The sequence below is a fragment of the Methylopila jiangsuensis genome, assembly GCF_027922305.1.
GTDB classification, from domain to species: Bacteria; Pseudomonadota; Alphaproteobacteria; order Rhizobiales; family Methylopilaceae; genus Methylopila; species Methylopila jiangsuensis.
In genome coordinates, this window is sequence record NZ_BSFK01000016.1 from 157,567 (window position 1) to 171,338 (window position 13,772).

The window sequence follows — 13,772 nt, forward strand, 5'->3', positions numbered from 1 at the left end:
CCGCCGCGGCCCTCGTCACCACGTGTAACTCGCTCCGACGCCGAGAAGGCGTCCGCGCCCGATGATCAGTCCATGGGTGTTGGGCGCGTAGGTCGAGCCGAAGTACTGGGGCCGCTTGTCGAGGATGTTCCGTGCGAAACCGTACACTTTCGTCTTGTCGTCGCCCCAACCCAGCTGCGCGTTCAGGAACGTGTAGGGATCGAGCTTGTAGGAGTTTCCGGTGTCGGCCTGGCGTGAGCCCATATATTGCACCTCGCCGGTGGCCGTGAACGCGCCCTGCACGCCGACCGCCTCGCCCGGAAGAACATAGGTCATCGCGAAATTGGCGGTGTATTCCGGCACGTTGGGAACGCGGGCTCCGTTGAACGTGGATTGCAGCGCGGAGGCGTTGCCCCCGACGTTGACGATCTTGCTCTTCGTATAGCCGAAGCCGCCGCGCGCGGAGAGACGGTCGCTGATCTTGACGGTCGACTCAACCTCGAAGCCATAGGACTTGTAGTCCTGATTGTCGTACTCGACATAGAAGGTCAGCGGGTCGAAGGTCGTAAGCTGACCGTCCTTGATGTCGTTGTAGAACGCCGCGGCGTTCAGCGTGACGCGATCGTCAAGGAAGCGGCTCTTCAGCCCGGCTTCGTAGGTCCAGCCCTTGGACGGCCGATACGGGCTGGTGGGAATGCCGAAAACGGCGTCGATCGAGTAGCGCTCGAACCCGCCCGAAACGTAGCCATGCGCGACGGAGGCGTAAGTGGAGACGCCGTCCGTCCAGCGCCAGGAGGCCGCGGCGCGGCCGGTCAGATAGGTGTCGGAGTAGTTCCGCCTCTGGCCGAACCGGTCGACGGCGCGGGGATCGAGCAGCGGCGCATTGCCGTTGCCCACATAGAGACTGGTGAATTTCTGGTCGTCGTTGGCCAGACGCAGGCCGCCGGAGAGCGTCAGCCGATCCGTCACCGGGACTGAAACGTCGCCGAACGCCGCCCAGGTCTGGCTGACGATCTGGGTGTCGTTGATCCCGTTGGTGTAGGCGCTGACGGTGCTGGTCTGGTCGCGCACCGTGTCGTACTCGGACCGGAAGTAGCTGGCGCCCGCCACCCATGAAATGTTGGCGCCTTCAAGCGAGCTGACGCGGAGCTCCTGCGAATAGATGCGCTCCCGCTCCACCTGCCGGCTCTTGTCGTTGAGAGTATCGTTGTAATCTCCGACCGATCCCCCATAAATCCTGCTGAACAGGAAGGCGTCGGTGTCGTCGAACCTCTGACGGATCTTGATGTTCTGGACGCTGGAGATGGAGGTGAACTTGAAGCTGTCGAAGCTCTTGTTCACCTCGACGCCCAGGTTCTCCATGTCGCGCTTGCCCGAGGGATGCTCGTCGAGCCCGCTGCGCGGGAAGTCCGGATGCTCGGCGAGCAGCAGCATGGGATTGTCGCGGTGGTCGCGGTCGAAGCCGCCGCGCACGGTCACGTCCAGCGTGTCGTTGGGCGTGAAGGTGAGGGTGGTCTTGCCGGAGGCGAGCTCGGCGCCGCCTTCCCGGCCGCCGATCACCGAGTTGCGGATGTCGCCGTCCACATGGGAATAACGCAGCGCAAGCCGCCCGGCGATCTTGTCCTGGACCAGCCATCCGCCGGCGACCATCTGGGCGACGCGATGCCCGTCCGAACCGATCTCGCCCGAGGTGGTGAACTCGCGCCGGCCGTCGGCGGGCGTCGAGATCACGTTCACCGCGCCGCCGAGGGCGTTGCGGCCGAACAGCGTGCCCTGCGGGCCGCGCAGAACCTCCACCCGCTCCACGTCGAGCAGGCTGGAGAAGGAGCCGAAGGCGCTGGTCGGCACGCCGTCCTGCGAATAGCCGACGGTGTTGTCGAGCGAGTTGAACGGGCTGCCGAGCGGCGCGATGCCGCGCATCTGGCTGAAGTTCTGACCGGGCACCGAAAAATCGGTGAAGTTGAAGTTCGGCGTCGACCGCGCGATGTCCGCGCCGGGATCGGCGGAGAAGGACGGCACGGCCTCCCGGTTGATCACCGTGAGGCTCATGGGGATGTCCTGAGCGTTTTCGGGCCGTTTGCGCGCGGTGACGGTGATCTCCTCGAGCATGACGGCGCCGTCGGGACCGTCCTGAGCAAGTCCTGCGCCGCTGAAGCCGAACATCGCCGCGCCCAGCGCAACCGCACCCCGTCGAACCATCGTCTCCCCCAAAGTCAGAGATAGAGCAGGGCCTTATCGCATCTCTGCGATCCCCTGGATTTTGTAGAACGCCAAAGCTTTTGTGTTTTCCGCCGATTGCGTCAGGCGCGGTTCGCCTCGCGGCTCGGGGGATACCCGAACCTGCGGCGATAGGCGGTGGCGAAGGCGGCCTGATCGGTGAACCCGACGCGATAGGCCACCTCCGCGACGGACAGCTCCCGGTTGCGCAGCAGCCCCTGCGCCAGTTCGAGCCGGCGCGTCCGGACGTAATCGAACGGGGCGATTCCGAACGCCTTGCGGTAGTGCGAGCGCAGGGTGCTGGCGCTGACGCCCGCGCGCCGCGCCAGCGCCGCCATGGTCGGCACGGCGAAGGCGTCCGCGTCGATGGCGCGTTTCACTTCGACCATCCGCTCGTATTGGCGGGCGCTGAGCGCGTGGGGCTCTGCGGTCGATCGCCCGGCGAGGCGCGCGGCCTCGGTGACGAAGGCCAGGGTGGCGCTTTCGAGATGGAGGCGCGCCAGGCGCCCGTCATAGCGGTCTGCGAGCGTTTCGGCGGCGAGATGGGACAGGCGCCACGACGCGCCCAGTTCACGGACCCGCGCGCCGCCCTCGACCATGGCCTGCAACGGATCGAGGCCGTCGTCGCCATCGTCCTCGTCGAAACGATCGAAGAACTCGGGCGAGACGGCTGCGGCCACCGTGGCGCAGCGCTGGCCGGCCCGGCAGGAGCCAAGGCACTCCGCTCCCTCGCCCGTCGCCACCGCCACGACGAGGCCGGGACGGAACATGGCCGCTTCCGCGCCTTCGACGCGCATCGGCTCCGCCTCGCCCGAGACCTGAATGGCGAGCAGCAGCGTGCGGCCGCAGCGCTGTCGCATCTTCATGTCCGACAGATAGGCGACGTCGTAGGCCACGCAGTCGAGGCCGCGCTGGACCGGGGCCGAGAGGATGCGCCCGCTCAGGACCGGTCCGTTCGCCCCGACGGGCCGCGAGGCCGACAGGTCGAGATCGATGTTGCGGGCCGCGGACAGCCGGTAGAGATCGGTGGGGTGATAGTCGCCGAGGCTCTCAACGGACATGGCTGCGAGGCCCCACGGGGATGTCTGTCCCCAATCCGGTCGTCATGATCGCGCGCCGAGAACGTTCAGAACGATGTCCAGATTCTCGAACTCCTCCTCATGGGAGGGCATGTCGAGAATGAACCATCGAACCCCTTGCGTCACATGCGATGACAGCATTTCCGCGACCTCGTCGTGGGATCCGACGAAATAGGGGCAGTCGGCCTGAAACTGGCCGAAGGGCTCGAGCCAGAACCCGTCATGGGCCGGCTGGCGCTGCCTGAGCTGATCGTAGAGCTTGCGCTTCCAGGCCGAGTCCGAGGTCTCCATCGTCATCTCGAGGACGCCTTCGCCGTCCGGCTCCGGAGGGAAGTGGGTCCTCGCCGCGGTCCAGGCCTCAGCCGCGGTCTTGCGGGTCACGACGCCGAGGTGCACGCCCTTGCGATGCGGGCCTGCGGGCGTGGCGTCGGCGAGGTCCGGAGCCAGCATTCTCATCCTCACGGCGTCGACCGCGGCGGCGGTGCGTTCCGCCGCCGCGGAATGGCCTGCCACCATGAACGTCGGCAGAAGGTGCGCCGGCGGATGCGGAAGTATCTTCGCCGCGGAAACATTGTAGAAATCGCCGGAAAAGCTCGTCAGCGAGGCGTTCCAGAGAAGAGAGCGCATCAGTTCGGCGTATTCCGTCAGCCGGACATAACGATCGTCATGCGCAACGTCGTCGTGAAGAACCTCGCGGTCGCGCGCGGCCGCGCCGGTGATCAGGTTCAGGGCCACCTGGCGACCGTACATATAGGCCAAAGACGACACCATCTTGGCTGATGTAATCGGGTGCTGATAGACCGGATTCACCGCGATGATCGGGGTCAGGCGGCGTGAGCTGGCAAGAACATGTTGCGCGGTCAGCCAGGGGTCCACAAGCGTGTCGTTCGACGAAAAACAAAGAATTCCGTCGAGATCGAAACGATCGGACAGCGCAGTGATATTTTTGACGTCTGGCCAATAGCTGTCCGGTTCAGGGTTTCTGGTGTTGATGACGTAAAATTCTACCGCCTGTCCGCCTACAAGAGTCGCCATCTGAATACTCGTTCCTTGCGGGAGTGAACGGATTTCTGGGCCAAGAGGCCGGCGAAATTCAGTCGCATCCATTCAGCGCCGGGTCCCACAACAATATCTTCTGCGTGAGGGTCAAGGGATTTCAGAGTCACTAGTCCGTGACAAAAATGGAATTGTTATTTAAATAAAGGCTTCGTGGTGGTGTAGACCATAGTACGATGAATTTTTGTTTTCGACGTATAATTTGCTGGTAGATCGATCATTTTTCGCTTTTCGTTAAAATGATACAGTCTGAAAAACAACCGACATATTTTGAGACGAGGCCGTTGAGGAACGGGGCGGTTCGAAGATTTAATGGAATGAATCAAATATTTTCTCTCAGTAACGAGATGTGTTGACGATTTTCATGGCGCGCCAATAACTCAATCCCGAGCTGGCGATGCGTCGATATTTTCCGTCTCAGCGCCGCGCAATAAGGGCCGGAACCGTTGTTCGACGGCCGGATTATTATGCGCTTATAGCGGGATGTGCTCGTATCATGGACGACAGTCTGTTTTTCTCACGAGGTTTGCCTGCTGGAATGCGGGCGGACGCCTGGTGGGCGGCGATCGCGCTGCAGGCCATCGAGATCGGCGGCGAAGAGGATCCCGTCTGCCTTGTGCTCTCGAAAGGCGCGGCTCGCGGCGTTCGTCGCAGGGTTGATCTTGATAAGACCTTATCTGATCTCGCCGGCGATGTTGAAGCTCAGCTTCGCGGCCCGGCGTCCGAGGAGCGGCGCGGACGCGTTCCAGGCGTCGTCGTCAAGGGCCCCGACGTGGATCAGGGGCTTCGCGTCGGGGACGGCGGTCTCCTGATCCTCGCCGATGGAGCCGGGGCGCGCCTCGACGCGAGCGGCGTTCCGGAGGCGCGCCGGCCGGAGGCGTTGCGGCTCGCCGGACGGATCGCCGCCATCGCACGCAGGCATGGGGACCCCGCGACGGTCCGGCCGATCTCCTCGAGATGGGTCTGCATGGCGTGGCTGTCGGCGAGCGGCATGGCGATAGCCGCGCCGACGCCGCGCGCGGGGCGCAGATCGCGCCGAACAGATAGGCGCTCCGGTAGCGTTGGTCGGCCGGCTGGCGTGGCCTCGTCCCGCGCTTCGCCCATTGCCGCACGACGCCGTTCTTCTGGCCGATGCGAGCCTCGTCCTGGAACCAGATCTCGATCGGCTTGCCCTTGGGCAGGTGGCCGACATGCGCCCTCAGCGTCGCCGGGAAGTTTTTTTGAACGCCGCGATGACTTCGGCCTTCTGGCCGGGATGGCGCGGCCGGGCGCTGACGTGCGAGAAGCCGATCTGCTTCAGGAGCTTGCCGATCGTGCGCTCGTGATAGGCGACGCCGAAGCGCTCCTCGATCACCCGCTTCAGGTCGATCCGCCGCCAGCGCACGACGCCGTCAACGGCCCGGTCCGGGCCCGTCTCGACGATCGTGGCGAGTTCCGCGAGTGGCGCCGAAAACAGTCGCGGGACGGAGCCGTTGGCCCAACTGTCCTTCAGCCCGTCCGGGCCGTGTTCGTTGAAGCGATGGACCCAGTCGCGCGGCGTCTGACGGTCCATGCCGCCGATACGGGCCGCCTCGGTCCGGTTCATGCCGTCGAAGACAGCGGCCAGCGACAGCAGGCGGCGGCTCCGGTTGGCATGGCGGCTCGACGCAGCAAGCCGCTGAAGCTCGGCGGCGGAATAGTCCCCGCGAAGCGAAATCGCTGACGCCATGGCGCGAATCCTCCCAGATGTAGAGGGTCATCACCCCCGACGTTGTGGAAATCCCACGCGCGTCACAGCCGCAGGCCGTGGGTATTATCTCCTTAAAGACCGAACGACTTGGGTGACGAGCTGGCGCGTCGATCAGAATTTGGAAAAAGGACTGAGCCTTGAAGGGTCACGTCACCGGCCACAACGCGACCTCGGGCGCGGGCGGCCTGTAACCGAGCGCCGAGTGTAGACGGACGGCGTTGTCGTGCCGCCGCACGTCGTGCTCGTCCGAAAGCTGCGTGGTGGCGGTGGAAAGCCTGCGGGACAGCCTGCGCCGCGAACTGCAGCGCCGCGGCGCGCATTTCTGCACCGCCGAAGAGGGGCGTCGTCTGCGGGCGGCGGTGTGGCCCGGCGGCGTCCTGGCGCGTTCGGTCGTCGGGCGCAGCGCCACGGAGATCGCCGAACAGGCCGGCGTCGACGTCAAGCCGGGCACGCGCCTTCTCGTCTGCTCGGTCCTCGCCGCGTCGGAGCAGGATCCGCTGTGCCGGGAAAAGCTCTCGCCGATCCTTGGAATGGCGCATGTGCGGGATTTCGAGGATGCGGTGAAGATGGTGTGCCGCCTCACCGGGCAGTTCGGACGGGGCCATAGCTGCGGCATTCACACCAACCGACCCGAGCAGATTTGCCATCTTGCGCGAGCCGTCAAGACCAGCAGATTGATGGTGAATCAATCGACAGGAGCTGGAAACAGCGGAAGCTTCTCCAATGGCATGCCGTTCACGACGACGCTATCCTGCGGAACATGGGGTGGAAGCCTGGTTGGCGAGAATGTCAACTGGCGGAATTTCCTCAACTACACATGGGTGTCGCGCCCCATCGATCGTCCGAAGACCGATTGGAGCCAACTGGTCGCGCCTTACGTCGGGGCGCGAGCCTAAGCGGCGGGGCCTGATCCGGACCTGCGAAGCAAAGCCGTGGTGGGAAAACGAATGTCCGCACATCTGACCGTTCTGCAGTTGATCCGCCGTCGCGCCGGCTTGCTTGGCGTCGGCGCGGCGCTCTCCGTCGCGGCGGCGTTGCTCGGCCTCGTTCCGGCGCTGGTGATCTATCAGATGACCGCCACGATGCTCGCGGGGGGCGCGGCGGCCGCCGCCGACGGCCTGGGGTGGCTGCTCGCCGGCGCCGTCCTGGCGGTGATCGCCAAGGCGGCGCTGCAGTCGGTCAGCGCGCATGTGGCGCATGTGGCGGCCTACGACATCCTCTACGACATCCGCGTCGCGCTTGGGCGGCATCTGTCGTCACTGCCGCTCGGAGCCCTCGGCGGTCGGACCACCGGCGCGACCAAGAAGGTCCTGCACGACGATGTGGAGCAGATCGAAAGCGCTCTCTCCCACGCCGTTCCCGACATCGCGAGCGCTCTGGTCGCGCCGCTGGCGGCGCTCGCGCTTCTCGCTTTCGTGGACGTCCGGCTGGCCCTGGCCCTGTTCGCTCCGATGCCGCTGATCGGTCTCGCTTACTGGGTGACGCTGCGGGCGAGCAAGAGCGAGCGCATGAGCCACATGATGAGCCACGTGGCGCTGAACAGCGTGGTCGTGCAGTATGTCGCGGGCATGAAGGTCATCAAGGCCTTCACGCGCGCGAACAGCTCCTTCGCCGAACTGACCGATGCGATCGACGCCTACGCCAGGTCGTCGGAGGCTTACGCGGTCGCGGCGCTCAAGCCCTTCGCGGTGATGCTGGTCCTGCTGCGCAGCACGCTTCTCACCGTGTTGCCGACGGGCGCGCTGCTCCTCGCTATGGGGTGGACCACGCCTGAGGCGGTCATCCTCGCGCTGCTGCTCGGCATCGGCGTCACGCCGCCCCTGGCGAAGCTCACCTATTCGGCCGGGCATGCGTTCTGGAAGATCAAGATCGCCAGCGCCGAGATCGAGCGGCTCCTCGCCATCCCGCCGCTTGCGGAGCCCGCCGCGCCGCAGACCCCGCGCGACAACGGCGTCCGGTTCGAGGATGTGCGTCTGGAAATCGACGGCCATGTCATCCTGAACGGCGTCAGCTTCGAGGCGCGGCCCGGCGAGGTGACGGCGCTGGTCGGGCCCTCGGGCGCGGGCAAGTCCACGATCGCCAAGCTCGTGCCGCGCTTCTTCGAGGTTTCGTCGGGAGCGGTGTCGGTCGGAGGCGTCGACGTCCGCCGGATCGCCACGGACGATCTGATGAGCCGGGTCGCCTTCGTGTTCCAGGAGACCTTCCTGTTCGACGACACCGTCCGCAACAACATCCGCGTCGGCAGGCCTGAGGCCTCAGACGCCGAGATCGAGGCGGCGGCGCGCCGCGCCTGCGTGACGGACTTTCTCGACGAACTGAGCGACGGGCTGGACTCCCGCATCGGCGAAGATGGCGCGCTTCTCTCCGGCGGTCAGCGGCAGCGCATCGCGATCGCGCGGGCGATCTTGAAGGACGCGCCGATCGTCGTGCTGGACGAGGCTACGGCCTCGCTCGACGCCGAGAGCGAGGAGCGGGTGCATGCGGCCCTGTCCGAGCTCGCCGCCGGGCGCACGGTGATCGTCATCGCCCACCGGCTCGCCACCATCCGCGGCGCGGACCAGATCCTCGTCATCGCCGACGGCAGGATCGAGGCCGCCGGAGCGCACGCCGAACTCCATCAGAGCTCGATCACCTATCGGCAGCAGTGGCAAGCCTACGAACGCAGCCAGACGTGGCGGTTCGAGGGCCGGGGCGAGGCTCGAACGGAGGCCCCTGCGCCGGCCGTGGAGGACGACGCGGGCGGACAGCCGGACCTCGCCTATGAAAATCTTGCCGGCGGCTCGTTCTTCCGGATGTTCTTCCGGCTTCTCGGGCCGGAGCGGGCGCGCTTCCTGCGGGTGGCGTTGCCGCTGCAATTCGCCGAGGGCTTCGTGCACGGCGCGCCGATCCTGCTGGCGGCGCTCAGCGTGATCGACCTGCTGCACGACCGGCTGACGGTTGAGCGGGCGGCGATCTACTCCGCGATCCTCGTCGTCTGCTTCGCGGTCGAGATCGTGATGCAGCACGCGGCGCTTCGCGCGCTCTGGCGCGTCCAGCCGCGCGCGATCGCGGCGCTTCAGAAGGCGGTCGGCTATCGCCTGAGGCGGCTTCCGCTCAGCTTCTTCCATGGCGCGGACGCGGGCCGGCTCACCGGCCTGCTCGTCGCCCATCCGGCGCAGATCGACTTCATCTCCGCGCCCGGTCAGTTCCTGCGCGCGGTCATCGGCCCCGCGATGGCGGCGCTCGTGCTTGTGTGGTTCGACTGGCGGCTGACCCTGTGCCTGTTCGCCACCCTGCCGCTCTACCTTGTCGTCCTGCACTGGACAGATCGCATCTACTGCGCGGTCTGGGATCGGCTGATCGAGGCGCGGGCGCAGGCGGACCGCAGCATGCTGGAGTTTCTCCGCGGCCTGCCGGTCATCCGCGCGTTCGGCATGTCGGTGACGACCGCGGCCGGCTTCGACGACGCCATGAAGGGCTATCGCGACGCCAGCCTGCACACGGTCAGCAAGGTGACGCCGACGTTCGGCGTCGGCGTCGGCGTGCTCGAACTCGGTTTCGTCGTGTTGGCCTGCGGCGGCGGGCTCATGGCGGCTTCCGGGCTGGTCCCGGTCGAGACCTTCGTGCTGTTCGCGCTGTTCTCGCTCGCCTTCTACATCCCGATCCTCGACGCCGCCGAACTCACGAGCTACCGCCGTCTGATCGAGCGGTCGATGGAGGCGATCGGCAAGGCGTTCGACGCGCCGATCCTGCCCGACCCCGCGCCCGGAACGGCCCGGATCCCCGAGCGCTTCGACGTGCGGCTCGAGAAGGTCCGCTTCGCCTATGGCGAGCGACGGGTGCTCGACGACGTCAGCGTCACCCTGCCGGACGGCAAGCTGACGGCCATCGTGGGGCCGTCCGGAGCGGGCAAGTCGACGCTGGTGAACCTCATCGCCCGGTTCTGGGACGTGGATTCCGGCAGCGTGGAGATCGGCGGGGTGGACGTGCGCTCCATGCCCCAGGCCCGGCTCTACGGGAGCCTCGCCATGGTGTTCCAGAACGACTTCCTGTTCGACGACACCGTCGAGGCCAATCTGAGGATCGGCCGGCCGGACGCGACCATGGAGCAGATCGAGCGGGCGACCCGCGCGGCCCGCATCCACGGGCGGATCATGCAGCTGCCGGACGGCTACGCCACCCGCATCGGGGAGAGCGGCGTCCATCTGTCCGGCGGCGAGAAGCAGCGTCTCGTCATCGCCCGCGCGCTGCTGAAGGACGCGCCCATCGTCCTGCTCGACGAGGCGACGGCCGCGATCGATCCGGAGAACGAGCTGGCGATCCGAGAGGCGCTCGGCGCTCTGACGCAGGGGCGCACCGCCATGGTGATCGCCCACCGCCTCGCCTCCGTCACCACCGCGGACCAGATCGTGGTTCTCGCCCGGGGCGCAGGGGTCGCGGGCGTCGGGAGCCACCAGCATCTGCTCGCCACATGCCCGCTTTACCGCGACCTCTGGCGCGCCCAGAACGCCACGGATCGCTGGTCGGGCGAGGCTCGCGACGGACATCAGCACGTTCCGGCAGGAGCCTGAGCCGCGCGGTGAAATGAAAGTCGTTCCATGCTCCGTCAGCTGCGCATCGCCCTGCTCTTCCTGCCCGACAGCCTGCTCCTGGGCTTCCTGGTGGTGGCCGGACCGTTTCTTCTTCGTGAGGAAGGCGCTGGCGCGGCGATGGCGACAGCCGTCGGCTACGTCACGCTTCCCTTCGCGGTCGCGTTCCTGTGGGCCCCGTTCGTAGACCGCCACCCCATCGGCTGGCTCGGCCGGCGCGCGGGGTGGGCGGGACTGTCGCAACTGCTCGCCGCAGGCGTTCTGGCCGCGGGCGCGCTGTGGCTGGCGTCCGTCCCCGACGGTGCGGGCGGCGTCCCGGTCCTGCTGGTGTGCCTCGCGGCGGGCGTGGCGCTGGCCACCCGGAACATCGCGCTCGGAGCCTGGATGCGCGAAGGGCTCCACGAGTCCGAGATGGCGACGGCCGTGGGGGCCCGTTTCGCCGGCGCTTCGATCGGCAACTGGCTGGGCTCCGGCGTCCTGGCGTCGCAGTTCCCGGATTACGGCTGGCCCGGCGCGCTCGCCTTCGCGGCCCTCGCGCTGCTCGTGACATGGCCGGCGATTCTGGCGCTTCCCGGCGACCGGAGCGCCGCGGCCGAAGCCTCGACCGACTCGCTCGTCGCCGTCGCCGGGGCGATGTTCCGACGACCCGGCCTCGTCGGGGCGGTGGCCATGCTGTTCGTCCTCTCGGCGGTGATGGCGCCGCCCTTCGGGCTCGGTCTGGTGCTTCTGAGCGACAGGGGCTTCACCGCCGAGCAGATCGGCTGGAGCGCCGGCTATGGCGGGTCGATCCTCTGCGCCGCGGCGGCGCTCGCATGCGGCGGCCTCGCCTCCCGGTTCGGCCTGACGGCGATGATCGGCGCCGGCGTCGTCCTCCAGATCGGCCTCAGCCTCGCCTGGGCCGGAGTGGCCTTGGGACCGGACGCGGCGTCCTGGCTCATCGGCGGCGCCGTCATGGTGGCCCAGATGGGCGTCTACGCCATGATGTCGGCCATGTGGATGCTGGCGACGCTGCGGCTGGTGTCGCTGCGCCACGCCGCCAGCGAGATCGCTCTCGTCAACGCCTTTCTGCTGCTGGGCGGCATCGTCGCGCCGAACGTCGCCGGGCTCGCGATCGACGCCTATCCCGGTTGGGCGAGATTCTTCGTCGTGCACGCCGCGGTCACGGCGCTCGCGGGGATCGCTGTGATGATGGTGTTTTCGCGTGTCGGCTTGAATCGGAAGCCCGTGGAGTCTGTGGCGCCGGGCGGCTGACGGTTCTTGGCGCGCGAGCTCTGGTCCCGCCACGAATCTTGGCTCCGACGACTTGCTTTCGATGACGTTGGCGCGCGGCTTGAGCCCCGGATCCCGGAAGAGACGCGCTGTGGCGCCCGCCTGTGTCCGGTCGAACTCTCGCGCTCCGGCCGGCTGGAGCGTCGATCGGACGCCGATCCGCTTGGAGGGCGCCAAGGCCTTGGGAGGGCCATGGCTTTTGAGCGGGACGCGCCCGGTTTGCGCGTCGCGGAAGCGTGGACCAACGACGAGAGACCTCATCAGCCATTGCGGCGTGACGTCGGCGCGCCTCTTCGGGGTTCCTCGTGTTGACCGTCGTGGTCGGCGGCGAGCGGCCCTCATAGGCCGCCTTCAGGTCCGCCGGAACGCGCCTCCGGTGCCAGTACACGCCTGTCTTTGGGGGAGCCTGAAAGGTCGGGACGTCGGGAGAACCATGCGTGACGCCCGTGCATGCCGCCGGGCGCGCTGGAGCCCCAAGGGTTTCAACACATGTTCATTCTTCAGGGAAAAATCTGGTGCCGCAGGGGAGGATTGAACTCCCGACCTCACCATTACCAATGGTGTGCTCTACCACTGAGCTACTGCGGCGTCGGCCTCCGTCCCGAAGGGGCGTGGCGAAGCGCGCGGAAACTGCCACAGGGGAGGCGGCGGCGCAAGCGGGGCGGGGCGGACTTTTTCAGGCCGCCCGAAAGGCTCACGCGCCCGCCAGAAGCGCGGCGTCGATGCGGCCGTCGTGCTCGAAGGTGGCGGGGCCGGTCATCAGGATGTGGTCGTCGCCCTCGCGCCACTGAATCCTGAGCGATCCGCCGGGCAGGGTCACCGTCACGTCGCGCCCCGTGCGGCGGGTGCGGGCGGCGGAGACGGCGGCGGCGCAGGCGGCGGTGCCGCAGGCGAGCGTCAGGCCCGCGCCGCGCTCCCACACCTTCAGCGTCAGGGCTTCCCGCGAATCGATCCGGGCGAGCGAGATGTTGGCCCGCTCCGGGAACAGCGGGTGATTCTCCAGCAGCGGCCCGACGCGGCCGAGATCCACCACGTCGAGGTCGGAGACCCAGAAGATCGCGTGCGGGTTGCCCACATTGGCGACCGAGGGCGAATGGATCAGCGGCGCGTCGATGGGGCCCACCTGCAGCTCGATGGCGCGGGTGTCGGCGAAGGCCTCGGACAGCGGAATGTCGGCCCAGCCGAACTTCGGCGCGCCCATGTCCACCGTCACCTGGTCGGGCTCGGCGCCCGCCGAGCAGACCAGCGGCCCGGCGGAGGTCTCCAGCAGCGCCCCGTCCCGCCCGCTTTCGCGCATCAGGGCCCAGGCCACGCAGCGCGTGCCGTTGCCGCAGGCGGCGGCCTCCGAGCCGTCGGCGTTGTAGATGCGCATGAAGGCGTCCACGTCGCCCCGGCCCGGATGCAGCGCCATCAGCTGGTCGAAGCGGGTGGCGTCCCGGGCGGCCAGCGCCCGCGCCTCGTCGGGCGCGACGGCGCCGCCCTCGCGCAGGTCGAGCACGAGGATCTCGTTGCCGAGGCCGTTCATCTTCAGGAAGGGGCGACCGATCAGGGAGCTCATGGCGCGACACCAGCTGTTCGGCGGCCGCGAGGGGGCCGTCGTCGAGCCTTCATATCGCGCGCGCCTTCGCGAAACGCCAGGGTTTCGCCGCGACGGAGCGTGCTGAAACGGTGAGGGGCGCTCTTAACCCACGCCGGTCGGCGTCTGTTCGGCCACGGCGGCGGGCGCGGGGCCGCCGGCGTAGGCGTCGGCCCCCAGGCTTACGCCGAGGGTGATCAGCGCGATCGCGCCGATTCGGGAGGGCCAGCAAGCGAACGCCTTGAAAACGGCGCCGTCGCGCGGTGCGATGAGGGTCATTTCGTCTCTCCGACGGGCTT

At 67.5% G+C, this 13,772-nt stretch carries 9 protein-coding genes, 1 tRNA gene and 1 pseudogene; 3 read left to right on the top strand and 8 right to left on the bottom strand.

Annotation, left to right across the window (positions count from 1 at the left end):
• Window positions 1–15: 15 nt before the first annotated feature.
• The 4 genes and pseudogenes from PKE85_RS13560 to PKE85_RS13575 all read right to left on the bottom strand — a co-directional run.
• Window positions 16–2,178: a TonB-dependent receptor gene (locus tag PKE85_RS13560; protein ID WP_271205297.1), complete on the bottom strand. Its 2,163-nt coding sequence runs from the start codon at window positions 2,176–2,178 to the stop codon at window positions 16–18.
• Between the two features lie 101 nt (window positions 2,179–2,279).
• A complete protein-coding gene (locus PKE85_RS13565; protein WP_271205298.1) occupies window positions 2,280–3,257 on the bottom strand; it encodes a helix-turn-helix transcriptional regulator in 978 nt (325 codons plus the stop codon).
• 42 nt (window positions 3,258–3,299) lie between these two features.
• The gene (locus PKE85_RS13570; protein ID WP_271205299.1) at window positions 3,300–4,310 is read right to left on the bottom strand and encodes an LLM class flavin-dependent oxidoreductase; all 1,011 of its coding nucleotides are present in this window, start codon (window positions 4,308–4,310) and stop codon (window positions 3,300–3,302) included.
• Between the two features lie 932 nt (window positions 4,311–5,242).
• Window positions 5,243–6,039 (bottom strand): annotated as a pseudogene (locus PKE85_RS13575) (IS630 family transposase); the annotation flags it as partial.
• Between the two features lie 278 nt (window positions 6,040–6,317).
• Between PKE85_RS13575 and PKE85_RS13580 the strand changes: the two are divergent.
• Genes PKE85_RS13580 through PKE85_RS13590 form a run of 3 tightly spaced genes read left to right on the top strand, consistent with a single transcriptional unit; the run spans window position 6,318 to window position 11,879 of the window.
• Entirely contained in the window at window positions 6,318–6,956 is a 639-nt protein-coding gene (locus PKE85_RS13580; RefSeq protein WP_271205300.1) for an aldehyde dehydrogenase family protein, read from the top strand.
• A gap of 51 nt (window positions 6,957–7,007) precedes the next feature.
• Window positions 7,008–10,610: an ABC transporter ATP-binding protein gene (locus PKE85_RS13585; protein WP_271205301.1), complete on the top strand. Its 3,603-nt coding sequence runs from the start codon at window positions 7,008–7,010 to the stop codon at window positions 10,608–10,610.
• Window positions 10,611–10,637: 27 nt separating this feature from the next.
• A complete protein-coding gene (locus PKE85_RS13590) occupies window positions 10,638–11,879 on the top strand; it encodes an MFS transporter (protein ID WP_271205302.1) in 1,242 nt (413 codons plus the stop codon).
• On the opposite strand, the gene PKE85_RS17715 is transcribed toward PKE85_RS13590, so the two are convergent.
• From PKE85_RS17715 to PKE85_RS13605, 4 genes are all read right to left on the bottom strand, one after another.
• Window positions 11,788–12,285 (bottom strand): DUF6538 domain-containing protein, encoded by a 498-nt coding sequence (locus PKE85_RS17715; RefSeq protein WP_428981355.1) that lies wholly within the window; start codon window positions 12,283–12,285, stop codon window positions 11,788–11,790. The two genes, PKE85_RS13590 and PKE85_RS17715, sit on opposite strands and share 92 nt — an antisense overlap.
• Window positions 12,286–12,410: 125 nt before the next feature.
• A tRNA-Thr gene (locus tag PKE85_RS13595) sits at window positions 12,411–12,485 on the bottom strand.
• Between the two features lie 106 nt (window positions 12,486–12,591).
• The gene (gene dapF / locus PKE85_RS13600) at window positions 12,592–13,455 is read right to left on the bottom strand and encodes a diaminopimelate epimerase (RefSeq protein ID WP_271205303.1); all 864 of its coding nucleotides are present in this window, start codon (window positions 13,453–13,455) and stop codon (window positions 12,592–12,594) included.
• Window positions 13,456–13,578: 123 nt separating this feature from the next.
• A complete protein-coding gene (locus PKE85_RS13605; protein ID WP_271205304.1) occupies window positions 13,579–13,752 on the bottom strand; it encodes a hypothetical protein in 174 nt (57 codons plus the stop codon).
• Window positions 13,753–13,772: the final 20 nt, after the last annotated feature.